Source organism: Streptomyces sp. NPDC030838 (assembly GCF_055572035.1).
On record NZ_JBVIED010000014.1, the window covers coordinates 79,710 to 103,969 of the forward strand.

Annotated in this window: 20 protein-coding genes; 8 read left to right on the plus strand and 12 right to left on the minus strand. The window is 72.0% G+C overall.

Going from position 1 to position 24,260, the window contains the following annotated elements; genetic code table 11:
- Window positions 1-116 precede the first annotated feature (116 nt).
- From ACZ42A_RS29995 to ACZ42A_RS30005, 3 genes are all read left to right on the plus strand, one after another.
- Complete coding sequence (locus ACZ42A_RS29995) at window positions 117-2,462, plus strand: chitinase C-terminal domain-containing protein (RefSeq protein ID WP_468530421.1); 2,346 nt, start codon at window positions 117-119, stop codon at window positions 2,460-2,462.
- A gap of 110 nt (window positions 2,463-2,572) precedes the next feature.
- Entirely contained in the window at window positions 2,573-3,472 is a 900-nt protein-coding gene (locus ACZ42A_RS30000; RefSeq protein ID WP_468530422.1) for an RNA polymerase sigma-70 factor, read from the plus strand.
- Window positions 3,473-3,564: 92 nt separating this feature from the next.
- On the plus strand, window positions 3,565-4,323 hold the full coding sequence (locus ACZ42A_RS30005) for an SDR family oxidoreductase (protein ID WP_468530423.1): 759 nt from the start codon (window positions 3,565-3,567) through the stop codon (window positions 4,321-4,323).
- A gap of 8 nt (window positions 4,324-4,331) precedes the next feature.
- On the opposite strand, the gene ACZ42A_RS30010 is transcribed toward ACZ42A_RS30005, so the two are convergent.
- Window positions 4,332-5,870, minus strand: coding sequence for an ROK family transcriptional regulator (locus tag ACZ42A_RS30010; protein WP_468530424.1), 1,539 nt, complete (start codon window positions 5,868-5,870; stop codon window positions 4,332-4,334).
- A gap of 152 nt (window positions 5,871-6,022) precedes the next feature.
- On the opposite strand from ACZ42A_RS30010, the gene ACZ42A_RS30015 reads away from it, so the two are divergent.
- On the plus strand, window positions 6,023-7,234 hold the full coding sequence (locus ACZ42A_RS30015) for an MFS transporter (protein WP_468530603.1): 1,212 nt from the start codon (window positions 6,023-6,025) through the stop codon (window positions 7,232-7,234).
- Window positions 7,235-7,418: 184 nt separating this feature from the next.
- Window positions 7,419-8,822, plus strand: a complete 1,404-nt coding sequence (locus tag ACZ42A_RS30020) for a uracil-xanthine permease family protein (RefSeq protein WP_468530425.1) — start codon at window positions 7,419-7,421, stop codon at window positions 8,820-8,822.
- Here ACZ42A_RS30020 and ACZ42A_RS30025 read toward each other — a convergent pair.
- Window positions 8,804-9,940, minus strand: a complete 1,137-nt coding sequence (locus ACZ42A_RS30025; protein ID WP_468530604.1) for a glycoside hydrolase family 6 protein — start codon at window positions 9,938-9,940, stop codon at window positions 8,804-8,806. The genes ACZ42A_RS30020 and ACZ42A_RS30025 overlap by 19 nt on opposite strands.
- A 203-nt stretch (window positions 9,941-10,143) precedes the next feature.
- Here ACZ42A_RS30025 and ACZ42A_RS30030 point away from each other — a divergent pair, with 203 nt between their 5' ends.
- Both ACZ42A_RS30030 and ACZ42A_RS30035 read left to right on the plus strand, forming a co-directional pair.
- Window positions 10,144-10,830 (plus strand): DUF5995 family protein, encoded by a 687-nt coding sequence (locus ACZ42A_RS30030; RefSeq protein WP_468530426.1) that lies wholly within the window; start codon window positions 10,144-10,146, stop codon window positions 10,828-10,830.
- A 99-nt stretch (window positions 10,831-10,929) separates the two neighbouring features.
- Window positions 10,930-11,859, plus strand: coding sequence for an LLM class F420-dependent oxidoreductase (locus ACZ42A_RS30035; RefSeq protein WP_468530427.1), 930 nt, complete (start codon window positions 10,930-10,932; stop codon window positions 11,857-11,859).
- Between the two features lie 13 nt (window positions 11,860-11,872).
- Here the strand turns inward: ACZ42A_RS30035 and ACZ42A_RS30040 are convergent, their stop codons facing one another.
- The 10 genes from ACZ42A_RS30040 to fmt form a co-directional block, all read right to left on the minus strand.
- Window positions 11,873-13,570: a flavin monoamine oxidase family protein gene (locus ACZ42A_RS30040; protein WP_468530428.1), complete on the minus strand. Its 1,698-nt coding sequence runs from the start codon at window positions 13,568-13,570 to the stop codon at window positions 11,873-11,875.
- A gap of 50 nt (window positions 13,571-13,620) precedes the next feature.
- A complete protein-coding gene (locus ACZ42A_RS30045) occupies window positions 13,621-14,409 on the minus strand; it encodes a carbon-nitrogen hydrolase family protein (RefSeq protein ID WP_468530429.1) in 789 nt (262 codons plus the stop codon).
- 266 nt (window positions 14,410-14,675) lie between these two features.
- A complete protein-coding gene (locus tag ACZ42A_RS30050; RefSeq protein ID WP_093551890.1) occupies window positions 14,676-15,128 on the minus strand; it encodes an Lrp/AsnC family transcriptional regulator in 453 nt (150 codons plus the stop codon).
- A gap of 10 nt (window positions 15,129-15,138) precedes the next feature.
- The gene (locus tag ACZ42A_RS30055; RefSeq protein ID WP_468530430.1) at window positions 15,139-16,623 is read right to left on the minus strand and encodes an amino acid permease; all 1,485 of its coding nucleotides are present in this window, start codon (window positions 16,621-16,623) and stop codon (window positions 15,139-15,141) included.
- 320 nt (window positions 16,624-16,943) lie between these two features.
- Window positions 16,944-18,386, minus strand: coding sequence for a GuaB1 family IMP dehydrogenase-related protein (locus ACZ42A_RS30060; protein ID WP_468530431.1), 1,443 nt, complete (start codon window positions 18,384-18,386; stop codon window positions 16,944-16,946).
- A gap of 129 nt (window positions 18,387-18,515) precedes the next feature.
- Window positions 18,516-18,833 carry a barstar family protein gene (locus ACZ42A_RS30065; RefSeq protein WP_468530432.1) on the minus strand — a complete coding sequence of 106 codons (318 nt, stop codon included), beginning with the start codon at window positions 18,831-18,833 and terminating at the stop codon, window positions 18,516-18,518.
- A 117-nt stretch (window positions 18,834-18,950) separates the two neighbouring features.
- Window positions 18,951-19,994 carry a sugar-binding transcriptional regulator gene (locus ACZ42A_RS30070; protein ID WP_468530433.1) on the minus strand — a complete coding sequence of 348 codons (1,044 nt, stop codon included), beginning with the start codon at window positions 19,992-19,994 and terminating at the stop codon, window positions 18,951-18,953.
- A gap of 78 nt (window positions 19,995-20,072) precedes the next feature.
- Window positions 20,073-20,759: a ribulose-phosphate 3-epimerase gene (gene rpe / locus ACZ42A_RS30075; RefSeq protein ID WP_468530434.1), complete on the minus strand. Its 687-nt coding sequence runs from the start codon at window positions 20,757-20,759 to the stop codon at window positions 20,073-20,075.
- Between the two features lie 150 nt (window positions 20,760-20,909).
- Complete coding sequence (locus ACZ42A_RS30080; protein ID WP_468530435.1) at window positions 20,910-22,337, minus strand: RsmB/NOP family class I SAM-dependent RNA methyltransferase; 1,428 nt, start codon at window positions 22,335-22,337, stop codon at window positions 20,910-20,912.
- 107 nt (window positions 22,338-22,444) lie between these two features.
- Window positions 22,445-23,377: a methionyl-tRNA formyltransferase gene (gene fmt, locus ACZ42A_RS30085; RefSeq protein WP_468530436.1), complete on the minus strand. Its 933-nt coding sequence runs from the start codon at window positions 23,375-23,377 to the stop codon at window positions 22,445-22,447.
- A 261-nt stretch (window positions 23,378-23,638) separates the two neighbouring features.
- Here fmt and ACZ42A_RS30090 point away from each other — a divergent pair, with 261 nt between their 5' ends.
- A complete protein-coding gene (locus tag ACZ42A_RS30090; protein ID WP_468530437.1) occupies window positions 23,639-24,181 on the plus strand; it encodes a hypothetical protein in 543 nt (180 codons plus the stop codon).
- Window positions 24,182-24,260 lie beyond the last annotated feature (79 nt).

Genomic DNA, 24,260 nt, shown 5'->3' on the forward strand with positions numbered 1-24,260 from the left:
CCTCGAGCGCGCCAACTCCCGGGCGGGCACCCACCCTTGAGATTGGTCCATACCTATTGACTCACTGGTCTAGTCCTCTCTAGGGTCTGCGCAACTTCCGTGGAGAGGAACCGACTGTGCTGTCCCCCTCACGTCACCGGGGCGGACCCGCCCTGCTCGCGGCCGCCGGCGCCGTCGCGGGTCTGCTGCTCGCCGGCCTCCCGGCGACCGTCTCGCACGCCGCCGACCAGGAGTCCTGTCGCCCCGACGGCCTCTACAAGACTCCGGGCGTCGACGTCCCGTACTGCTCGGTCTACGACACCGAGGGCCGGGAGAAGATGGGCGCCGACCACCAGCGCCGGGTGATCGGCTACTTCACCGGCTGGCGTACCGGCAAGGACGGCACGCCCGCGTACCTGGCCCCGGACATCCCCTGGGACAAGGTCACGCACCTCAACTACGCCTTCGCTCATATCGACGGAAACAACAAGATTTCCGTCGGCACGGACAGTGCGACGAACGCGGCCACCGGCATGACCTGGCCCGGGGTCACTGGCGCGGAAATGGACCCGGAGTTCCCGTACAAGGGTCATTTCAACCTGCTGAACAAGTTCAAGAAGCAGCACCCGAACGTCAAGACGCTGATCTCGGTGGGCGGCTGGGCCGAGACCGGCGGCTACTTCGACGACAGCGGCAAGCGGGTGAACTCCGGCGGCTTCTACGCGATGGCCACCAACGCGGACGGCTCGGTCAACCAGGCCGGGATCGACACCTTCGCGGACTCGGCGGTCGCGTTCATCCGGAAGTACGGCTTCAACGGCGTCGACATCGACTACGAGTACCCGACGACCATGAAGGACGCGGGCAACCCGCTCGACTGGTCCTTCGCCAACGCCCGCCGGGCCGGCCTGGTCAAGGGGTACGCGGCCCTGATGAAGACGCTCCGGGAGAAGCTCGACCGCGCGGGCGCGGCGGACGGCAGGCACTATCTGCTGTCGGTGGCGGCCCCCTCGTCCGGCTATCTGCTCCGCGGCATGGAGACCTTCCAGGTCCAGAAGTACCTGGACTACGTCAACATCATGTCGTACGACCTGCACGGCGCCTGGAACGAGTACGTCGGCCCGAACGCCTCCCTCTTCGACGACGGCAAGGACGCCGAACTCGCCGCCGCGGGCGTGTACTCCGCGTCCCAGTACGGCGGGATCGGCTATCTGAACACCGACTGGGCCTACCACTACTTCCGCGGCTCGATGCCGGCCGGTCGCATCAACATCGGACTCCCCTACTACACGCGGGGCTTCAAGAACGTCACCGGCGGCACGGACGGTCTGTGGGGCAAGGCGCCCGCCACCACCTGCCCGGCCGGCTCCGGTCTGACCAAGTGCGGTGACGGTGCCGTCGGCATCGACAACCTGTGGCACGACAAGGACGACAACGGCAAGGAGTCCCCGGCCGGTTCGAACCCGATGTGGCACGCCAAGAACCTGGAGAAGGGCGTCGTCGGGGACTACGTGACGAAGTACGGCTTCCCCGCCGACACCAAGCTCACCGGGACGTACGCCCGCAAGTACGACGCGACGCTGGTCGCGCCGTGGCTGTGGAACGCCGAGAAGAAGGTGTTCCTGTCCACGGAGGACGAGCAGTCGGTGGCCGCGAAGGCCGACTACGTCGTCGACCGGGGCATCGGCGGCACGATGGTGTGGGAGCTGGCGGGCGACTTCGCCTGGAACGCCGCCAAGGGCCAGTACGAGCCCGGCTCCACGCTGACCACCCTGATGTACGAGAAGTTCAAGTCGGCCGCCCCGTACGGCGCGAAGGTCTCGAACCAGGCGCTGCCCGACAAGGCGGTGAACATCGGCGTGGAGTTCGGGGAGTTCAAGCTCGGCGACTCCAACTACCCGATCACTCCCAAGGTGAAGATCACCAACAACACGAAGACGACGCTGCCGGGCGGTACGGAGTTCCGGTTCGACTACTCCACCGCGGCCCCCGGCAACGCCTCCGACCAGTCGGGCTTCGGCGCGAAGGTGATCAGCAGCGACCACACGGGGAACAACGTCGGCGGGCTGAAGGGCGACTTCCACCGCGTCTCGCTGAAGCTGCCGAGCTGGCAGTCGCTGGCGCCGGGCGCGTCGGTGGAGCTGTCCTTCAACTACTACCTGCCGGTGTCCACCCCGTGGAACTGGACGGTGACCATCGCCGGCACGACGTACGCGCTCGCCGGGGATCTGGCGCGCGGCACCACGGTGGTGGAGCCGGGCTCGGGCACGTCGCCCTCTCCGGACCCCACGAACCCGACTCCGACGCCGACCCCGACGCCCGGCGCCTGCACCGCGCCCGCGTGGAACACGGCCACCGAGTACACGGGCGGTTCGACCGTGTCCCACAAGGGGCACTCGTGGAAGGCCAAGTGGTGGACGAAGGGTGAGGAGCCCGGCACCACCGGCGAATGGGGGGTCTGGCAGGACCTGGGCGCCTGCTGACCCCACGCTGACCGGCCCGGCGGCGGTGACGACGGCCCTTGCCCGCCGCCGGGTCTCTCCACCCCCTCCCCGCACCCTGCCGGAGCACGGGCTCTGGCAGGGTGACCGGTATGACGACCGCGAGCACGGACGACACCGCAGACGAGTTCGAACACCACCGGCCCCGGCTGTTCGGCCTGGCCTACCGTCTGCTGGGCTCCGCCGACGAGGCCGAGGACACCGTCCAGGACGCCTATCTGCGCTTCAGCGGCACCGACCGTACGCGGATCGAGCATCCGGGGGCCTGGCTCGCCAAGGTCGTCACCAACCTCAGCCTCAACCGGCTGACCTCGGCCCGGGCCCGGCGCGAGCAGTACGTCGGCACCTGGCTGCCGGAGCCGGTGGTCACCTCCGACGGCACGCTCGGCCCACTCGAGTCCGCCGAACAGCGGGACGCCGTGTCCATGGCGCTGCTGGTCCTGCTGGAACGGCTCACGCCGACCGAGCGCGCCGTGTACGTGCTGCGCGAGGCGTTCGGATACGGCCACCGGGAGATCGCCGAGGTCCTGGAGCTGGGCGAGGCCAACTGCCGTCAGCTCTACCGGCGGGCGGTGCGGCGGGTGGGTGAGCCGCGGTCCCGGTTCGAGCCGGCGCCCGAGCGGCGCGAGGAACTGGTCGCCTCCTTCGTCGCGGCGGCCCGGGACGGCGATCTGGCGGGCCTGGAGAAGCTGCTCGCCGCCGATGTCACCTGGTCCAGCGACGGCGGCGGCACGGTCCGGACGGCCCAGCGGCCGGTCGTGGGGCGCGCGAAGGTGGGCCGGCTCGTGGTGGGTGTCCTCGAGCGGTTCGCCGCGGGCCTGGAGTACACGCCGGTCGAGATCAACGGCGAGAGCGGGCTGGCCGCGTGGGCGGGTGACACGCTCGCCGGTGTCGTCGCGTTCGAGTTGCGGGACGGTCTGATCGCGCATGTGCGGGTGGTGCTGAACCCGGACAAGCTCGGCTTCGTACGCCGCCGGATCACCCGGTCGTAGCGGGCGCTGTCACATTTCGCGGCGGGTAGTCGGTCTCTGCTGACGAAGGGTGTTCCGCCCGGGAGCGCCCACGTCCGAAGGGGCTGAACAGCATGACCACGATCCTGGTGACCGGCGGCACCGGAACTCTCGGCCGGGTCGTCACCGAGCGGCTGAGGGGCGACGGGCACGAGGTCCGCGTGCTCAGCCGGCACGCACAGCCGTACGCCGTCGATCTGCGGACGGGAGGCAGCGGGCTGGACGCGGCCGTCGCGGGCGTGGACACGATCGTGCACTGCGCGAGCAGCCCGCGCGGCGGGGACGAGCAGGCGGCCGGCCATCTGATCGAGGCGGCACGGCGGGCGGGGGTGGGGCACCTGGTCTACATCTCCATCGTCGGCGTCGACCGGGTGCCGTTCGGCTACTACCGGACCAAGCTCGCCGTGGAGCGGCGCGTCGAGGAGTCGGGGCTGGGCTGGACCGTGCTGCGGACGACCCAGTTCCACGATCTGCTGGTCCAGCTGTTCCAGGCGCTCGCCAAGTCGCCGGTGATGCCGCTGCCGGCCGGGGTGCCGGACCAGCCGATCGAGGTGACGGAGGTCGCCGACCGGCTGGCGGAGCTGGCACTCGGCGGTCCGGTCGGGCGGGCCGAGGACATGGGCGGCCCCCAGGTGCGGTCGCTCGACTCACTGGCCCGGGCGTATCTGACGGCGACGGGCCGCCGACGACCGCTGCTCCGCGTGCCGCTGTGGGGCGCCGCGTACCGCGCCTTCCGCGCGGGCGGCCACCTCACTCCGGAACGGGCCGTGGGGAAGGGCACGTTCGAGGACTACCTGACGGCACGCTTCGGCAGCGGCCACACCGGGCGTTAGCTCCCGGGTCATCTCTCCGGCGGTGCGAACAGCTCGTCCTGGGCGCGGTCCCGCGCGGTCAGCAGCGCTCCGCGGAGCACCGCGCCGCCGCCCAGGGCGCTCGGCCGCACCTCGGTGGCCAGCGGCGAGATCCGCCGGATCCGCGCCTCCACGCGCGCGGCGAGCGCCGCTCCCCCGGCCTGCCCGACCTCACCGCCCAGCACCACGCACCCGGGGTCCAGAACGGCCACGACGGAGGCGACGCCGACGGCGAGCCGGTCGGCGAGGGCATCGAGGAAACGGGCCTCGGGGGACGGGGAATCGGCCGGGGCATCGTCGGCGACGACATCACCGGCAAGGCCGCGGCCGACCGATGGGGTGCCTCCCGAGGCTCCGGCCCCGGGGATCCGAGCACCGGCTTCGGCTTGGGTACCGGCTTCGGCACCGGCTTCGGCACCGGCTTCCGCTTCGGCTTGGGCACCGGCTTCGGCACCGGCTTCCGCTTCCGCTTCGGCTCCGGCTTCCGCTTCGGCTCCGGCTCCGGCTCCGGCTCCGGCTTCCGCTTCGGCTCCGGCTTCCGCTCCGGCTCCGGCTCCGGCTTCCGCTCCGGCTCCGGCTTCCGCTCCGGCTTCGGCCCCGGCTTCCGCTTCGGCGGTACGGCTGCCCGACACCGCGTCCACCGCCACCCCCACCAGCTCCGCCGCCCACGGCCCGGCCCCCGCCCTCGGCGCCGTCACGCCGTACTCCCCCGCCAGCCGCTCGATCGCCGCCGCCCCCGCCAGCGAGTGGAAGCCGCCCTCGCAGTCGGTCGCCGACGGCAGGCCGGTGGTCCCCGGCACCGGCAGGAAGCCGATCTCACCGGTGCCGCCGGAGGCCCCGCGGCGTAGCCGGCCGTCGAGGACGACCGCCGCGCCGGTGCCGTGGCCGAGCCAGAGCAGGACGAAGGTGTCGCGGTCGCGGGCGCCTCCGTCGCGCTGTTCGGCGAGGGCCGCGAGGTTGGTCTCGTTCTCGACGATGACGCGGGCCTCGGGGAGCCGTTCCGCCAGCGCGGCGACCAGGCGCCGGTGCCACGCGGGAAGACCCGACGAGTCGCGCAGGTCGCCGCTCGCCGGGTCGATCAGGCCGGGTGCGCCGATCCCGACGGTGTGCAGCCGGTCGGCGCCGGCCTCCTTGGCGGCCCGTTCGACGAGGGCGACCGCCTGCTCCACCGCGGGCCCGGTGCCGGCGTCGTCGCGGATCGGCGCGGACGCCTCGGCGAGCACCCGCCCGAGCAGGTCGGAGACGACCACGGAGACACCCTCGGTGCGCACGTCGAGCGCGGCGAGGTGGGCCCGGTCGGCGACGATGCCGTACAGCCTGGCGTTGGGCCCGCGCCGCTGCGCCCCGGCCTCGCCGACGACCTCGATGAGCCCGGCGGCGGTGAGGCGTTCGACGAGGTCGGCCACGGTCGGCCGGGACAGTCCGGTCAGCTGCTTCAACTGCCCCGCCGTCAGCGGTCCTTCCTGCTGGAGGAGCCGCAAGGCGAGCCGGTCGTTGATGGCTCGGGCGGTGCTCGGGGATGCGGGCATGCCGGGATCCTTCCAGACAGGCGGTCCCGCGCTACGGGCGGCCATGAATAATCCCTATCTATCAGGCAGGGTCCCTGATAGTTTACGCGGCGGAACGGCGGCAGAGCGCACGGGGTGACAGTCACCCGGGGAGGGGCCGGAGAATGAGTGCAATGGTCGAAGGGGTCTACGAGCAACGCGTCATACGCCGTGCCCGGTACGCCGTGGCCGCCGTGTTCACCGTGCACGGAGCGGTCACCGGCTCGTTCGCGACCCGGGTCCCCTGGATCCAGGACCACGCCGGGGTGAGCGCGGGCCAGCTGGGCCTCGCCCTCGCCTTCCCGGCGCTCGGCGCGTCCGTCGCGATGCCGCTCGCGGGCTGGGTCAGCCACCGCTTCGGTGCCCGTACGGCCCTGCGCGGACTGCTGGCGCTGTGGACGCTGTCGCTGCTCCTGCCGTCCCTGGCGCCCAACCTGGCGACGCTCTGTCTGGCCCTGTTCGCCTTCGGGGCCACCGCGGGCATGGCGGACGTGGCGATGAACGCCCTCGGCGTGGAGGTGGAGAACCGGCTCGGCCGGTCGATCATGTCCGGCCTGCACGGCATGTGGAGCGCGGGCGCGCTGCTCGGCTCGGCGGCCGGCACCCTCGCCGCCCACCTCGGCTCCGACGCCCGGCTGCACCACGCGCTGGCGGCCGGAGCGCTGACCGTGGCGGGCGCGGTGGCCTGCTCCTGGGTGCTCGACCTCCAGCCCGCCGAGGACGAGGAGCCCCCGCCCCGGTTCGCGCTGCCGCCGCGTTCGGCGGTGCTGATCGGCGCGGTCGGGTTCTGCGCGGTGTTCGCGGAGGGCGCGAGCCTGGACTGGTCGGCGGTCTATCTCCGCGACGAGCTGGGCTCCTCGGCCGGTCTGGCGGCGGCCTGCACCACCGGGTTCACGCTCACCATGGCGGTCGCCCGGTTCGCGGGCGACAAGGTGGTGGACCGTTTCGGCGCGGTACGGACGGTCCGCTGGGGCGGGGTGCTGGCAGCCCTCGGCGGTGCGCTGATCGTCCTCGCCGGGCATCCGGCGGTGGCGATGACGGGGTTCGCCCTGATGGGTCTCGGCATCGCCGTGGTCGTCCCGCTGTGCTTCGCGGCGGCGGGCCGCAGCGGCCCCAACCCCGCTCAGGCCATCGCGGGCGTCGCGACCATCACGTACACCTCGGGGCTGATCGCCCCCAGTGCGATCGGCGGACTCGCCCAGGCGACCAGCCTGGTGGTGTCGTTCGGCCTGGTCACGCTGTTGTCCTGCGGGCTCGCCGGGTTCGCGGGCGTGCTGCGGGCCGGTGACCGGGATCGCCCGAAGGTCACGCGCCCGGACGCAGCGGTTCCCGACCCACGGCCCTGAACTCCTCGCTCCACGGGCCGTGCTCCTGCCGGGGCTTCGGCGGTCACGGGCGGGGACTCCTGACGTGGGCCTGAGGCAGACCTCGGAACGTTCAACCACCCCACCCTAAGCGGGCGCTCAGCACCCTCCCGCGCCAGGGACAATGGTCGACGGCCCTCGCACGCACGAACGAAAGCGAAACCTCATGGATCTCGGCGTCCGCTGGAAACTGCACGGCGACGGACGCACCCCGGCCCCCGGAGCCGTCGTCCGCCCCGACGAACGGCTCTCCTGGCCCCGCACGGCGGGACTCGGCGCCCAGCATGTGGTGGCCATGTTCGGCGCGTCATTCGTGGCCCCGGTGCTGATGGGCCTGGACCCGAACCTCGCGATCATGATGTCGGGCGTGGCGACAATCGTGTTCCTCCTCGCCACCCGCGGCCGGGTGCCCAGCTATCTCGGCTGCTCGCTGTCGTTCGTGGGCGTCGCCGCGGTCATCCGCGCGCAGGGCGGTACGAGCGCCACGGTGACCGGCGCGGTGTTCGTCGTCGGCGTGGCGCTGTTCCTGGTGGGCCTCGCCGTGCAGCGGTTCGGGGCGCGGATCATCCACGCCGCCATGCCGCCGATCGTCACCGGCGCGGTCGTGATGCTGATCGGCTTCAACCTGGCCCCCGTGACGGCGTCCACCTACTGGCCGCAGGACCAGTGGACCGCGCTGCTCGTGATGCTGTTCACGGGTCTGGCCGTCGTCTGCCTGCGCGGCTTCTGGTCCCGGATCGCGATCTTCCTCGGCCTGGTCTTCGGCTACGGCATCTCCTGGGTCTTCGACCTGGTCTTCGGCAAGATCCACTCGGTGGACGGCAGCGGCAAGATCACCGACCACTGGCGCCTCGACTTCTCGGCGGTCGGCCAGGCCGACTGGATCGGACTGCCCTCCTTCCACGGCCCGTCCTTCGATTGGTCGGCGATCCTGGTCGCGCTGCCCGTCGTGATCGCCCTGGTCGCGGAGAACGCCGGACACGTCAAGGCGGTCGGGGAGATGACCGGCGACCCGCTGGACGACAAGCTCGGCACGGCGATCTCCGCCGACGGCGTCGGCTCGATGCTGTCCACCGCGGTCGGCGGCCCGCCCACCACCACGTACTCCGAGAACATCGGCGTGATGGCCGCGACCCGGGTCTACTCCACGGCCGCCTACTGGACCGCCGCCGCCTTCGCCCTGCTGTTCGGCCTCTGCCCCAAGTTCGGCGCGGTCGTGGCCGCGATCCCGGGCGGGGTGCTCGGCGGCATCACCGTCATCCTGTACGGCATGATCGGCCTGCTCGGCGCCCAGATCTGGATCAACGCCAAGGTGGACCTGCGCAATCCGCTGAACCTGGTGCCGGCCGCGGCGGGCATCATCATCGGCGTCGGCAACGTCTCCCTGCAGATCACCGACAACTTCTCGCTCAGCGGGATCGCACTCGGCACGCTGGTCGTCATCACCGGCTACCACGCGCTGCGCGCCTTCGCCCCCGCCCACCTCAAAACGCAGGAGCCCCTGCTCGACGAGGGCACCAGCTCCTACGACACGGAAGCCGACCAGGCGCCTCAGCGCGCCAAGTCGTAGGCGTACGACGGCGTGAAGGTGCCCGGCGTCCCCTTGCAGCCGTCCGACTCCCCCGGCAGCTTGACCCACAGGTAGGCGTCGACGCGCTCCTCGCCGGTGGTCAGGGTCGGGGTCCGGCCGAGCTTGCGGCCCGCCGGGTCGCACCACTGGCCGTCGGCCGGGGCACCGTTGCCGTTGCGGCTGGTGTCGATCACCGCGCCCAGGTCCGCCGGACCGCCGAGGGCGTCCAGCACGCGCCGGTCGTAGGCGATCTCGTCGGCCGTGCGGTGGAAGTTGGAGACGTTGCTGAAGATGCCGTCGGAGGAGGCGGCCGAGGCGGCGCCCGCCTGCCGCAGCAGCTCCGCCTGCCGGGCGGCCGGGTGCCAGCCGGAGTGGCCCGCGTCGTAGTAGACGCGGGCCTTCGGGTTGGCGGCCTTGAGCACCCGGCCCGCGCGGGCCAGCGAGGCGAACCGGTCGGCCCGTTCGCGGGCCGGGAGACACTCGGCCTGCGCGACCGAGTCGGGCTCCAGGACGACGATCACCTCACCCGAGCCCAGCCCGGCGGCGAACCGGTCGATCCACGCGTCGTAGGCGTCCAGGTCGGGCGCTCCGCCCTGCGAGTGGCCGCCGCAGTCACGGTCCGGGATCGCGTACGGCACGAGCACGGGCACCCGGCCCTCGGCGGCGGCGCCGGAGGTGACGGCCGCGACCCGGGCGGTGATCGTCGCGGGCGTGAAGTCGGCGAACCACACCGACGCGGGCTGGTCCGCGATGCGCTCCCGGATGACGTCGCGGCGGGGGTCCTCGGGGTTGGTGCGCACCCAGTCCAGGACCCGGGACTCGGGGTGGCGGTAGAGACGGGTGGACACGGGGGCGCTCCGCGGGGTGCGCTCGGCGCGGCTGGGCGACGGCGTGGCCGACTGGCGCTCCTCCGGCGTCGCACTGGGCGAGGGCGAGGCGGAGGCGGAAGCCGTCGTCGGCGCCGGGGACGGCGACGGCTCGACGGGCAGCGGGTCCGGCCGGGGTGCCCGGGACGTCTCGGCGGTCCTGGCCTCGTCCACGGCCGGCCGGTCGGCGAGCGCGGACACCATGCCGGTCACGGCACCGACCGCGACCACGACCGAGGCCGCCGCCACCATCGCGTTGCGCCGGACGGCACGCCGGCGCGCGGCCCTGCGCTCGGCCAGCCGCCGGGCACGTAAGCCTGACACGTCCCGATCCCCCCTCGTGTCGCCGTCTCCCCCACGGCTCACTCTCCCGTGCGACGGTCCCGTTCCCCCGTTCCGGGGAAGCGTCGGGCTCGCCGCCACGCCGGGAAGCCTACGGCTGGGACGCTGCCCCCATGGCGCAGTTGGAACACTTCACCACTCCCGTCGACGCGGTCGTCTCCCGAATGCGCGCCCTCGACGCATCCCTGCCCCCGCGGGACGGAGTCGCGGTCTTCAACCGCGTCTACCTCGCCGTCACCGAGGCGGTCGACCGGCGGATCGACACCGGCCGGTTCCCGGACCCACGGGCCGCGATCACCCTGGACGTACGGTTCGCGGAGCGCTATCTCGCGGCGGTCGACGCGGCCGCCGAGGAGCGTCGCCCGCCGGCCTGCTGGCGGCCGCTGTTCCAGTTCCGCCGACATCCCGGCGTACGTCCGCTGCAGTTCGCGCTGGCGGGCATCAACGCGCACATCGGGCACGATCTGGCGCTCGCCGTCGTGGACGCGTGTCGTACGTTGGGATGCGAACCGGCCGATCTGGAGGATGAGTTCGACCGCGTGGGCGACCTCCTCGTGACGCTGGAGGAGCGCATCCGCGAGGATCTGATGCCGGGCCCCGATCTGCTCCAGATCGCCGACCCGCTCACCCATCTGCTCGGCTCGTGGAGCCTGGAGCGGGCACGGGACGCGACCTGGGCGGCGGCGCGGGCGCTGTGGGCGATGCGCCGACTGCCCGATCTCACCGAGGAGTTCGTCGAACGTCTGGACGCCGCTGTGGGCTTCGCAGGACGGATGATGCTCACTCCGCTACCGGCCTGATCGAGCCAACCGCACCCCGCTCACCAGGCAGTCCTGAACTGAATCGTTGTAAGTTGAATGATCCATTCAGCAGTCGCTGACGCGAAGGAGCACACACATATGGCGATCCGACTCGGCCTCGGTCTCCCCCAGGCGCGGCAGTACGACCTCGGCCGGGACGTGCCGGACGTGGCCCGCGCCGCCGAGCGCATCGGCTACGAGAGCCTCTGGGTCTTCGAACGCGCGTTATTCCCCGAACCCGCCACCCAGGGGCTCTACGGCGTCGAGGGCCTGCCGTGGCCCGACTTCTACCGGCATGTCGCCGACCCGCTGGTCACGCTGACCCTCGCGGCGGCGGCCACCGAGCGGGCCCGGCTGGGCACGAGCGTGCTGGTGGCACCGCTGCACGTGCCGTTCCAGCTCGCCAGGACGCTCGCCACGCTGGACGCGGCGAGCGGCGGCCGGGTGATCGCCGGGTTCGGCACCGGCTGGTCGCTGGACGAGTACGCCGCCGCCGGGATCCGGCCGTTCGAGGAGCGCGGCCGGGTGCTGGACGAGCTGATCGAGGTGTGCCGGGCGGTGTGGGGCCCGGACCCCGTCGTCCACGAGGGGCCGACCACGACGATCGCCTCCGCCGTGGTCGGCCCCAAGCCCGCCCGGCCCATTCCCCTGCTGCTGGCCGCCTCGAGCCCGAAGGCCAGGCGCCGGCTCGTCGACCACGCCGACGGCTGGCTGCCGGTGGCCATGAACGCCGACGCCCTGGCCGAGGAGTGGCGACGGCTCCAGGACCTCGCGGCCGAGCGGGGCCGTACCGCTCCTCTCCAGACGGTGCTGCGGGTCAACGCGCAGTACACGCCGCGGACGTACGACGGCTCCGACCGCCGGCCCTTCCAGGGCAGCGTCGACCAGATCGTGGCCGACCTGGTCCCGTACGCGGAGATCGGCCTGGAGGAGATCCTGATCGACTTCCTCGGCTCCCCGCGTGACGCCCGGGAACTGGTGGACGTGGCCGAGCAGGTCTACGACAAGGCCCGCGCGGCCGGCGTCTGACCTCTCCGGTGCCTCAGTCCTCCGGCAGCTCGACCGGCGCGATCTCGTCGTAGACGTCGCCCGGGCCGGGGTTGGACGGGTCGGTCGTACCGCCGAAGTGGTGCATCACGCCCCAGACCGCGTTCAGCGCGGTCTGGATCGCGCCCTCGGCCCAGCCGGCCGTCCAGGAGATGTCGTCACCGGCGAGGAAGATGCCCCGCTTGTCCTCGGGCAGCCGGTCCTGCATGAAGTGGGTGAACAGGCGCCGCTGGTAGCGGTAGTGACCCGGCAGGTTGGCCTTGAACGCGCCCATGAAGTAGGGCTCGTTCTCCCAGGAGACCGTCACCGGGTTGCCGATGATGTGCTTCCGGATGTCGACCTTCGGGTAGATCTCGCCGAGCGACTTCAGCATGACCTCCATCCGCTCGTTCGCGGACAGCGGCAGCCACTTCAGGCTGTCGTCGCACCAGGTGTACGACAGGCAGATGACGGCGGGCTTGTCCGGGCCGTCGTCCAGCAGGTAGGTGCCGCGAGTCATCCGGTCGGTGAGCGTCATCGACATGACGTCCCGGCCGGTCTCCTCGTCCTTGTCCAGCCAGAAGGGCCGGTCGACCGGGACGAAGAGCTTGGAGGACTCCATGTAGTGGGTGCGCTCGATCGCCGTCCAGTGGTCGATCGGGAAGAGCGAGTCGTCGCAGGCGATCTTGGACAGCAGCATCCAGGACTGGGCGGTGAAGATCGCCGCCTTGTAGGTGCGGATGTCGCCGTTCGCGTCGGTCACGGTGATCTGGTTGCCCGCGGTGCGGTGCAGCCGGGTCACGGCCGGCTTGGGCTGGCCGCCGTCGTGCAGCTTGGCGAGCGAGGTGCCGTACTCCCAGTGGACGATCTTCTCCGGCTCGCGCTCCCACAGGCGCAGCGGCAGCTGCTGGGAGCCGCCGACGATGCCGCGGTGGTGGTCGTCGGCCTCGGTGTAGACGACCCGCAGGATCTCCAGGATGGAGTTCGGGAAGTCCGTGTCCCAGCCGCCGGTGCCGAAGCCGACCTGGCCGAAGATCTCGCGGTGCCGGAAGGACTTGAAGGCCTCGGAGTCGCAGAGGAAGCCGTAGAAGGTCTGGTTGTCGAGCTTCTCGACGAGCTGCGACCAGATCTCCCGGATGCGCGGGACGTCCCGCTCGCGCATGGCCCGGTTCATGTCGGAGAAGTCGGCGCCCTCCTCCAGGCACTTGTTCCAGGCCTCGGCGACGTCCCGGTAGACCTGCGGCAGGTCGTCGATGGTCTCGGCGTAGTGCGTCTCGCCCTTGAGGTCGACGACGGTCGAGGGGGTGGCCTCCGCGAGCGGGTTCGGGAAGGGCCTGGTCTCGAGGCCGACCAGGTCGATGTAGTGCTGGAGGGCAGTGGAGGACGGCGGGAAGCGCATCGCGCCCATCTCGGCGGTCAGGGACTCGTCGCAGCCCTCGAAGCCGACGGTGCGCAGCCGGCCGCCGATCTGGTCGGCCTCGTAGACGACGGGCTTGAGGCCCATCTTCATCAGCTCGTAGGCCGCGACGATGCCGGACAGACCGCCGCCGATGACCGCGACCTCCGTGCCGTGCTCGGTCGCGGGTACCTGACCGAGCCCCGCCGGGTGGGCGAGGAAGTCGTCGTACGCGTAGGGGAAGTCCGGGCCGAACATGGTGATCGGCGGCTGCTGCTCGTCGGCGTGTTCGACGGCGTTGGGCACCGTGGACGTCATGGGGTACGGACTCCTTGCACGTGGTGAAACAGGGGGAGGCTGGGGGCGGCTCAGACGAGGGAGCCGTAGAGGCCGGGGCGGCGGTCCTGCAGATACGGGTTGGCCTCGCGGGAGGCGGCGAGGAAGGCGGGGTCCACGTCCGCGAACACCAGTTCCTCGGCGCGGCCGGCCCGGGTGCGGGCGATGCCGTCGGGTCCGGCCAGGGTGGAGAGCCCGACGAACTCGAACTCGCCCTCCGCGCCGACCCGGTTGACGTACGCGACGTACATCTGGTTCTCGAAGGCCCGCACCGGGACCAAGTGCTCGGCGACGAACTGGAACGGGTGCATCTGGGCCGTCGGCACCAGCAGCAGGTCGGTGCCCGCCAGGGCGTGGCCGCGGACGTTCTCCGGGAACTCCACGTCGTAGCAGATCATGATCCCGACGCGGACGCCGTCGATCTCCGCCTGGACCACCGGCTGCTCGCCCGGCGTGAAGTGGTCGCGCTCGAAGCAGCCGAAGAGGTGGGTCTTGCGGTAGTTGGCCAGGCGGGTGCCGTCGGCGGAGATCAGCTGGGCGGAGTTGAAGACGGTCGCGTCGGCGCGCTCCGGGTAGCCGTACGCGACCGCCAGGCCGTGGCGCGAGGCGATCTCGGCGATCGCGTCGGCGGAGTCACCGTCGGCGGGCTCGGCGAGGCGGCCGATGTCGTCGCCGATGGCGTAGCCGGTCAGGAACATCTCCGGAGCGACCAGCAGCCCCGCGCCCGCGGCGGCGGCCCGGCCCGCGGCCTCGTCGAGGACCTTGAGGTTCTCGACGGTCGAACCGGGTCGGCCGGAGCTCTGGAGCAGGGCGATACGCATGCGTGTTCCTCACCGGGACGGATGGGTGTGGGGGCCACGTAGACCGTACGGGCGGCGGGCTCGGGCGGACAAGGAGGAGCCGTTGCGCGCTCGTGCGCGGTTCGTTGCGTCCGATCGAGGACCGGCGGCGATTCGTTGCGCGCCCTGGAGTGCCCCCTCGGGACAAGGGCTCGCCGCCGGTTCCCGCCCCGCCGAAAGCACGACCGCCGCCTCCCCAGGGGGTGGGAGGCGGCGGTCGTGCGAGCGCTTCTGCGCGGCCGTACGGCTCAGGTCGGGGAGCCCGACGAGAAGCGGCGCAGCAGCGGCGAGAGGACGAGCACCGACTTGGTGCGCTCGACGAACGGCTCCCCGGCGATCCGCTCCAGGACCCGTTCGAAGTGCCGCATGTCGGAGGCGAAGACCTGGGCGACCGCGTCCGCGTCCCCGGTGACGGTGGACGCGGCCACGACCTCCTGGTAGCGCTCCAGACCCCGCTGGATGGTCTCCGGCGAGGTGTTGCGGCGGCAGTAGATCTCGACGAACCCCTCGGTCTCCCAGCCGAGCGCCGCCGGGTCCACCCGTACGGTGAATCCGGTGATGGCTCCGGTGGCGCGCAGCCGGTCCACGCGCCGTTTCACGGCGGGCGCGGACAGGCCGACCAGCTGCCCGATGTCCGCGTAGGAGCGGCGGGCGTCCTCGGCGAGGGCGTGCACGATGCGTTCGTCGAGATCGTTCAGCACAGGGGGTGGTTCACTTCGCTTCTGATGGTGCTTCTGCCGTGGCCGCCGGGGCGGCGAGCCGCGACCGGCGATAGCCGTACAGGAAGTAGAACACGAGACCGGCGGCCATCCAGAACCCGAAGACCACCCAGGTGACGGTGTCGAGGCTGAACATGTTGTACGCGCAGAAGAGGAAGCCCAGCACCGGCAGCACCGGGCCGAACGGCACCTTGAAGGTGCGCTCCAGCTCCGGGCGCTTGTAGCGGAGCACGATCACCGCGATGTTGACCAGGGCGAAGGCGAACAGCGTGCCGATGCTGGTGGCGTCGACGAGCTTGCCCAGCGGGATCAGCGCGGCGAGCACACCGCAGAACAGGGAGACGACCACCGTGTTCAGGCGCGGGGCGCCGGTCTTCGGGTTGATCTTGCCGAGCGCCTTGGGGACCAGGCCGTCGCGGGACATCGCGAAGAGGATGCGGGTCTGGCCGTAGAGCACGGTGAGCACGACGCTGGCGATGGAGATGACGGCGCCGAGGGCGAGCAGGGTGCCCCAGAAGGACTGGCCACTGACATCGTTCATGATCGCGGCGAGGGAGGCGTCCGAGCCCTCGAACTTCGTCCAGTGCCAGGCGCCGACGGCGACACCCGCGACCAGCACGTACAGCGCGGTGACGATGATCAGCGAGAGCATGATCGCCCGAGGCAGGTCCTTCTTCGGGTCCTTGGCCTCCTCACCGGCGGTGGAGGCGGCGTCGAAGCCGATGTACGAGAAGAACAGGGTGGCGCCGGCGGCGCTGACGCCGGCCATGCCGAGCGGCATGAAGTCGGCGTAGTTCCCGGACTTGAAGCCCATGAAGCCGACGGCGCAGAACAGCACCAGCGCGGCGACCTTGACGGCGACCATGATCGTGTTGGCGCGGGCGGACTCGCGCACGCCGCCGAGCAGGAACACCATCGCCAGCAGCACGACGATCAGCGCGGGCAGGTTGATGATCCCGCCCTCACCCGGCGCCGAGGACAGCACGGCCGGGATGGTCACACCGATCGTGCCGTTCAGCAGCTCGTTGAGGTACTCGCCCCAGCCGACGGCGACGGCGGCCACCGACACGCCGTACTCCAGCACCAGACACCAGCCGCAGACCCAGGCGACCAGCTCGCCCATCGTTGCGTACGCATACGAGTAGGAGGAGCCGGCGACCGGGATGCTGCCGGCCAGCTCGGCGTACGACAGGGCCGAGAACAGCGCCGTGAGACCGGCGATGACGAACGCGAGGGTGACCGCGGGACCGGCCTCGGGAACGGCGTCGCCGAGGACGACGAAGATGCCGGTGCCGAGGGTGGCACCGATGCTGATCATGGTGAGCTGCCACAGGCCCAGAGAGCGCCTGAGCGAGCCTCCCTCACCCTGGCCGCCCTCCGCGACCAGGCGTTCCACGGGCTTGCGGCGCATCAGGCGCGTGACGACGCCCGGGGCTGGCTGAGTGCGGTTCTGCGGGGGTGCGCCTTGGTCGAGCACGCGCTGGCTCCTTCTCGCTGCCGTTCAGGGCGACGGGGACCGGCGGGCACCCGGCGACAGCCGGAACCCACCGAGCGGGGTCCCCGCCACGCCACGTACAGCGCAGCACTCTATGGGTGGGGCGTTGCGGCTGTAATGCAGCAACCTTGCGCATACCCGAAAGATCATTGCGTTCCTGCGGAGAAGGCGGGGCTTCGTTGCGCGAGGGCTTTCGAGTGTTGCGTCGCGGTGGTTCCGGGTGGGTTTCGGGGGAAACGACGAAGGCCCCCGTCCGTCCCGGCGAGCGGGCGGACGAGGGCCTTCGGAAGAGGGGGAGCGGATCAGCTCCAGCTGGCGTGCAGCGGCTTGCCCTCGGCGTAGCCCGCGGCGCTCTGGATGCCGACGATCGCCTTCTCGGCGAACTCCTCCAGGGAGGCGGCACCGGCGTAGGTGCAGGAGGAGCGGACGCCCGCGATGATCGAGTCGATCAGGTCCTCGACACCCGGGCGGGCCGGGTCGAGGAACATGCGGGAGGTGGAGATGCCCTCCTCGAACAGCGCCTTGCGGGCGCGGTCGTACGCCGACTCCTCCGAGGTCCGGTTGCGCACCGCGCGCGCGGAGGCCATGCCGAACGACTCCTTGTACGCGCGGCCGTCCGCGTCGTGCTGGAGGTCGCCCGGGGACTCGTAGGTGCCCGCGAACCACGAGCCGATCATCACGTTGGACGCGCCGGCCGCGAGGGCCATCGCCACGTCACGCGGGTGACGGACACCGCCGTCGGCCCACACGTGCTTGCCGTACTTCTTCGCCTCGGCGGCGCACTCCAGCACCGCGGAGAACTGCGGCCGGCCGACGCCGGTCATCATGCGGGTGGTGCACATGGCGCCGGGGCCGACGCCGACCTTGATGATGTCCGCGCCCGCGTCGATCAGGTCCTTCACGCCCTCGGCGGAGACGATGTTGCCCGCCACGATCGGCACCTGCGGGTCGAGCGCGCGGACCAGCTTGATGGCGCTGATCATCGACTCCTGGTGGCCGTGCGCGGTGTCGATGACGAGCGTGTCGACGCCCGCGTCGAGCAGCTGCTTCGCCTTGCCCGCCACATCGCCGTTGATGCCCACGGCGGCGGCGATCCGCAGCCGGCCCTGAGCGTCGACGGCGGGCGTGTACAGCGTGGCGCGCAGGGCGCCCTTGCGGGTGAGGATGCCGGCGAGCTTGCCGTCCTTGTCGACCGCCGGGGCGTAGCGCCGGTTGTGGTGGTCGAGGGTGTTGAAGGCCTCGCGCGGGTCGATGTCGGCGTCCAGCAGGAGCAGGTCCTTGGACATGACCACTTCGAGCTGGGTGAAGCGGTCGACGCCGGTCAGGTCCCGGTCGGTGACGACGCCGACCGGCCGGTGGTCCTCGTCGACGACGACACCGGCGTTGTGCGCCCGCTTGCCCAGCAGCGACAGCGCGTCGGCGACGGTCTGGTGGGGAGCCAGCACGATCGGGGTGTCGAGCACCAGGTGGCGGCTCTTGACCCAGGAGACGACGTCGGTGACGACCTCGATCGGGATGTCCTGCGGGATGACCACGAGGCCGCCGCGCCGGGCCACCGTCTCGGCCATCCGGCGGCCGGCGATGGCGGTCATGTTGGCGACGACGAGCGGAATCGTGGTGCCCGTGCCGTCCGGGGAGCTGAGGTCCACGCCCTGACGGGAGCCGACCGCGCTGCGGCTCGGCACCATGAACACATCGTCGTACGTCAGGTCGTACGAGGGCTGGATGTCATTGAGGAAACGCACGTGCTGCACATCCCAGTCGATCAAAGGTGGCCCCCGGACAGGTCAGCCAGGGGGAAAGAGCACGTACTTCATTGTCCCATGCCGCCCGTATCCCCAGGTACGGGCAGTTCATCCAGGCTGGTCAGAGAGTCATTGGGAGGATCCTCCAAGGGCGAGGTGCACGGAGAGCGCCGGGGTGTGGTCCGCCGCCTGCCCGAACACCTCCTGAGCGGTCTCCCACTCGTCCGGCCGCGCCTGCGCGTACCCCCGCCAGTTCCGTACGACGACCCGCAGCCCCTGTTCGACGGCGCCCTCCGGCCACAGGGTGTGGTCACCGAGGCTGTCGGCGAGCGCGTCCCAGTTCCGGCCGAACCAGTCGGGCAGGCCGAGGGCGCGGGCGCAGCGGTCCATCAGCCCCGCCTTGTCGGTGACCCCGTCGAGGTCCAGCGTGACCACGCGTTCCGTCATGTCAGCACCGCCGTGAACGAGTCGAGGTGATCGTCGGTGTACCGGCGAGGACACCGAGGACGTACCGCAGCCGTATGCGGCCACGGCCGTCCCCGGGGCACCCGTCGTCGGAACCCGTCAGTGTCCGTCGGGGTCCGCCCGGTTGAGCGCGGGCTTCGGCGTCGGCCCGGCCGTCATCAGGTAGTCCGCGGCCGAGGTGTCCGTGACCAGGCTGGTGACCAGCCCGGACCGCAGCACCGCGTCGATCGCGGGCCCCTTGCGCTGCCCGCCCGCGATCGCCACGACCTCGGGGATACGGCGCAGCTGGTCGGCCTTGACCGTGATGCACCGCTCGCCCAGGTCCCGGCCGATCCGCCGGCCCTCCGCGTCGAAGAGGTGCGCGGCCATCTCGGCGGCGACGCCGAGCGAGGCGTAGTGCGCCCGCTCCTCGTCGCTGAGCATGTCGTGCACCGTCGAGATACCGGGCTCCCAGGAGCCGATGGAGACACAGGCGACCGTGACCTTGTCGAAGTACTCGAAGGCCCGGGCGATCCCGGTCTGGTTGCGCAGCGCGGCCGCGGTGGCCGCGTCCGGCAGCAGCATCGGCGCATAGATGGGGTGGGCGTCTCCGCCGGACACCTGGGCGGCGCGGCGCACGGCCTCCACCGAGCCGCGCTCGGAGGTCCCCGCGTCGTACACGCCGGTCAGCTGCACCACCGTGCACGGCGGCAGCCGGTCCAGGGCCGCGGCCATGTGGATGGTGGACCGGCCCCAGGCCAGACCCAGCACATCACCCTCGTTGACCAGCTCGCCGAGCAGGTCGGCGGCCACCTCCCCCAGGTTCTCGGGGTCGGGGCTCTCCTCCGCCTCGGCCGGGGACTCGACCACGACGGCGTGCCTGAGGCCGTAGCGGGCGCGGAGCGCGTCGGAGCGCTCGGCGTCCAGCTCGGCCGGAACACGGATCTCGATGCGTACGAGGTCCCGTTCGAGGGCGGTCTCCAGGACCCGGGCCACCTTGAAGCGGCTGACGCCGAACTCCTCCGCGATCTGGATCTTGGACTTGCCCTCGAGGTAGAAGCGGCGGGCCATGGCCGCCGCCTGCACCAGCTCAGCGGGTCCCATCCGCATGGCTGACCGGCCCGCCGACATACCCGACACGGCGATCTCCTCACTGCTGTTCACACTCTGGATTCGCCGTTCATCCTTGCAGATCCGGCGCGCTTGATCAGCCCTGATGGGCGCCGTTCACGTTCCTGACGCTCAGTGGTCGCACGCCCACGACGCCTTGGCGGTGGCCGCCTCCGCCTGGCTGCGCAGGGCACGGACCGCCTCGGCCGGGTCCGATGCCCCGTACACGGCCGATCCCGCGACGAAGACGTCGGCGCCGGCGTCGGCGCACTGCTCGATGGTGGAAGCCGAGACTCCGCCGTCCACCTGGAGCCACAGCTCGAGACCATGCTTGCCGATCAGCTCCCGGGTGCGGCGGATCTTCGGGAGCATGATGTCGAGAAACGCCTGGCCGCCGAAGCCCGGCTCCACCGTCATGATGAGCAGCATGTCGAGCTCGGGGAGCAGGTCCTCGTACGGCTCGATCGGCGTGGCGGGCCTGAGGGCCATGGAGGCACGGGCACCCTTGGCCCGGATCTCCCGGGCCAGCCGCACGGGTGCCGCGGCGGCCTCGACGTGGAAGGTGACGGAGGAGGCCCCCGCTTCCACATACTGCGGCGCCCAGCGATCGGGGGCCTCGATCATCAGATGGCAGTCCAGCGGAGTGTCCGTCGCACGGGCCAGGGACTCTACGACCGGCACGCCGAGCGTGAGGTTCGGGACGAAATGGTTGTCCATGACGTCGACATGGAGCCAGTCGGCCCCTTCGACCGCCTTCGCCTCGTCGGCGAGCCGGGCGAAGTCGGCGGACAGGATGCTGGGGTTGATCTGCACGGCCATGACCCAAGCGTATGCGCTGCGCTGTGCTTGGGCGGTGGCGCCCCCATGGCCGGCAGTTCACTTCCCGTGCGGGTGGTGTGTGGCTGGTCGCCGCCCACGCGGCGGAGCCGTGGAATGTCACGCCCCGCGCCCCTGTCGGAGCGCCGTCTCTCAGGCCGTGCGGCGGATCAGGGCCAGGTACATCGCGTCCGTGCCGTGGAGGTGGGGCCACAGCTGGATGTCGGGGCCGTCGCCGAGGTCGGGGACGCCGGGCAGCAGGGGGCGGGCGTCGACGAGTTCCGTGGCCGGGAACTGCTTGAGGAGGTCGGCGACGACGGCACGGGTCTCGGGGAGCAGCGGCGAGCAGGTGGCGTAGCCGACGATACCGCCGACGCGCACGGACTCCAGGGCGGTGCGCAGCAGGGCGCGCTGGAGCGGCGCGAAGCCGTCCAGGTCCTCCGGGCGCCGCCGCCAGCGGGCCTCGGGGCGGCGGCGCAATGCGCCGAGCCCGGTGCAGGGCACGTCCATCAGCACCCGGTCGAAGGTGCCGGGCCGCCACGGCGGGCGGGTACCGTCGGCGGCGATGACCTGGTAGGGCCCGGGGTTGCCGTGCAGCGCCTTGGCGACCAGCCCGGCCCGGTGGGGCTGCTTCTCGGAGGCGAGCAGTGTGGCGCCCCGTTCGGCGGCGAGCGCGGCGAGCAGCGCGGCCTTGCCGCCGGGGCCGGCGCAGCCGTCCAGCCACGTCTCGTCCGGCCCGTCCAGGGGCGCGTTGGCGAGGGCGAGCGCGACGAGCTGGCTGCCCTCGTCCTGCACGCCGGCCCGGCCTTCCCGGACGGCCTCGATGGCGCCGGGCTCGCCGCCCTCGGTGAGCCGGACGGCGTACGGCGACCAGCGTCCCGGCACCGCGGCGTCCTCGACCAGCAGCTCCTCGGCCGTGGCCCGGCCGGGGCGGGCGACCAGGGTCACCTCGGGGCGCTCGTTGTCGGCGGCCAGCAGCTTCTCGATGCCGTCACGGCCGCCGCCGAGCGAGTCCCACAGCGCGGAGACGACCCAGCGCGGGTGGGAGTGGACGACGGAGAGGTAGTCCTCGGGGTCCTCGTCGTAGGGCGGCGCGACGCGTTCCAGCCAGCCGTCGAGATCGTGCTGCGCCACCTTCCTCAGCACGGCGTTGACGAACTTGGCGCGCCCGTCGCCGAGCACCACGCGGGCCAGTTCCACGGTGGCGGAGACGGCGGCGTGCGTGGGGATCCGGGTGCCGAGCAGCTGGTGCGCACCGAGGCTCAGCACGTCCAGCACCGGCGGGTCGACCTCCCGCAGCGGCCGGTCGACGCAGGCCGCGATGACCGCGTCGTAGGTCCCCTGCCGGCGCAGCGTCCCGTACACCAGCTCGGTGGCCAGCGCGGCGTCCCGCCCGTCGAACTTCTCGGGCCCCTCCTTCTCCCGCGCCTTGCGCAGCAGCGGCGGCAGCACGAGGTTGGCGTAGGCGTCCCGCTCGTCCACGGCGCGCAGCGCCTCGAAGGCGAGGACGCGGACGGGGTCCTTCTTGGGCCGGCGGTAGGGCTTGCCGGGTTTGCGGGGGCGCCGGGAGGTGTCGCTCACGAAAAGGTGCTCCGGTTTTCTGTATACGGTGTGCGACCAGCGTACGTCGGGCGCGGACCCGCCGCGCCGGGCGTCAGGCGGGTCGGGCGCCAGGCGGGTCGGGCGCGTCAGGCCCCGACGGTCTCCCCGTCGGCGATCCGCACCCCGCGCGCCCAGTCCGCCGCCCGCATCGGCTTCTTGCCCTGCGCCTGGACCCACAGCAGCTCGACGGCGTGCGAGCCGGTGCCGACGTAGACGTTGTTCTTGCCGACGGACAGCCGGCCGGGCGCCAGATCGGTCCGCTCGGGCACGAGGGCGACCTGGACGAGCTTGAGCCGCTCACCGCGGAAGGTGGTCCACGCGCCCGGCGCCGGCGTGCACCCGCGCACCACCCGGTCGACCCGCAGGGCGGGCGCGGTCCAGTCGACGTGGGCGTCCTCGACGGTGATCTTCGGCGCGAGGCTGATCCCCTCGGCGGGCTGCGGAACGGCCTTCAGGGTGCCGTCCTCGATGCCGTCCATGGTCGCCGCCAGCAGCCCGGCCCCGGCGAAGGCGAGCCGGGTCAGCAGGTCGCCGCTGGTGTCGGTGGGGCGGATCTCCTCGGTGACGGTCCCGTAGACGGGCCCGGAGTCGAGCCCTTCCTCGATCAGGAAGGTGGAGGCCCCGGTGATCTCGTCACCGGCCATGATCGAGTGCTGCACGGGGGCCGCGCCGCGCCAGGCGGGCAGCAGCGAGAAGTGCAGGTTGACCCAGCCGTGGGCGGGGATGTCGAGGGCGACGCGCGGCAGCAGGGCGCCGTACGCGACGACCGGGCAGCAGTCCGGGGCGATCTCGCGCAGCCGCTCCAGGAACTCCGGGTCGCGCGGCTTGACCGGCTTCAGCACCTCGATCCCGGCCTCCTCCGCCCGCTCGGCCACGGGCGAGGCGACCAGCCTGCGGCCCCGCCCGGCCGGCGCGTCGGGCCGGGTGACGACGGCGGCCACCTCGTGCCGCCCGGAGGCGAGCAGAGCGTCCAGGGCGGGAACGGCGACCTCGGGGGTACCGGCGAAGACGAGCTTCATGGGCGGACACGGGCCTCTCGACGGGAACGGATGCGGGCAGCGCACCAGTCTAGTGACCATGGCGGGAAAGCCGTTGACGGCGGGAAACCCGCAGGCGGGGCGCACCGCGCACATCCCCCCTGGGGGCGTACGCATATGCCCATACGCCCCCCGTGCGTGACCAGCGGCGCGAATCCGCGTTGGTCAAGAAAGAGTTGACCACTACGGGCCGCGATCGCGGCCCGATCCTTTCTCTTCAACGCCGGTTCGAGAGGCTTGTTCATGGCCGACCACGCAACCCACGACGCCCAGGCTCGGGCCAGCCTGCACTTGCTGGTGCGGGACATCGAGCGGGTCCGCCGGCAGGTGGACGCGCTGCGCACGCTCACCGCCCAGCTGGGCAACGTCTACCGCCCGCGCCGCTCCGGCCCCTCCACGGGCTTCGTCGTCTACGGACGCGCCCCCGCCCCGACCGTCCGTCTCGCCCAGGAACTGCGGGACAGTGTCGAGACCCTGGTCACGGCCGCGGTCGACTTCGACCGCTCGCTCGGCTTCTCGTGGGACGCGGTGGGCTCCGCCCTCGGAGTCACCAAGCAGGCGGTCCACCGCCGTTACGGCTCCCGCCGGGCCGCCGCCCAGGCCGCCGCCGAGACCGAGCGCGGCGCCGAGCCGTCGGGCACCCGCACGGTCAACGTGGGCACCGGGCTTCCGACGGTGCCCACGGTCCCGGCCGCCCGCTCCATGCCGACCCAGCCGACGGCGGGCAGCCCGGCGCTGCGCGACGAGGCGAGGCCGACGGCGTTCCCGGGCCCGCGCAACGGCTGACGCCTTCCTCCGACTGCCCTCCCGGCACGGGCCGAGAGGGCAGTCCTGTAGTCCCTGGATCCCGCCGAGCCCCCGTGCG

Bases quoted from the DNA above. Each gene is read 5' to 3' on its own strand.
- ACZ42A_RS30000 (WP_468530422.1), top strand. From the start codon at position 2,573: ATGACGACCGCGAGCACGGACGACACCGCAGACGAGTTCGAACACCAC.
- ACZ42A_RS30005 (WP_468530423.1), top strand. From the start codon at position 3,565: ATGACCACGATCCTGGTGACCGGCGGCACCGGAACTCTCGGCCGGGTC.
- ACZ42A_RS30010 (WP_468530424.1), bottom strand. From the start codon at position 5,870: ATGCCCGCATCCCCGAGCACCGCCCGAGCCATCAACGACCGGCTCGCC.
- ACZ42A_RS30015 (WP_468530603.1), top strand. From the start codon at position 6,023: ATGGTCGAAGGGGTCTACGAGCAACGCGTCATACGCCGTGCCCGGTAC.
- ACZ42A_RS30020 (WP_468530425.1), top strand. From the start codon at position 7,419: ATGGATCTCGGCGTCCGCTGGAAACTGCACGGCGACGGACGCACCCCG.
- ACZ42A_RS30025 (WP_468530604.1), bottom strand. From the start codon at position 9,940: ATGGTGGCGGCGGCCTCGGTCGTGGTCGCGGTCGGTGCCGTGACCGGC.
- ACZ42A_RS30030 (WP_468530426.1), top strand. From the start codon at position 10,144: ATGGCGCAGTTGGAACACTTCACCACTCCCGTCGACGCGGTCGTCTCC.
- ACZ42A_RS30035 (WP_468530427.1), top strand. From the start codon at position 10,930: ATGGCGATCCGACTCGGCCTCGGTCTCCCCCAGGCGCGGCAGTACGAC.
- ACZ42A_RS30040 (WP_468530428.1), bottom strand. From the start codon at position 13,570: ATGACGTCCACGGTGCCCAACGCCGTCGAACACGCCGACGAGCAGCAG.
- ACZ42A_RS30045 (WP_468530429.1), bottom strand. From the start codon at position 14,409: ATGCGTATCGCCCTGCTCCAGAGCTCCGGCCGACCCGGTTCGACCGTC.
- ACZ42A_RS30065 (WP_468530432.1), bottom strand. From the start codon at position 18,833: ATGACGGAACGCGTGGTCACGCTGGACCTCGACGGGGTCACCGACAAG.
- rpe (WP_468530434.1), bottom strand. From the start codon at position 20,759: ATGGCCGTGCAGATCAACCCCAGCATCCTGTCCGCCGACTTCGCCCGG.
- fmt (WP_468530436.1), bottom strand. From the start codon at position 23,377: ATGAAGCTCGTCTTCGCCGGTACCCCCGAGGTCGCCGTTCCCGCCCTG.
- ACZ42A_RS30090 (WP_468530437.1), top strand. From the start codon at position 23,639: ATGGCCGACCACGCAACCCACGACGCCCAGGCTCGGGCCAGCCTGCAC.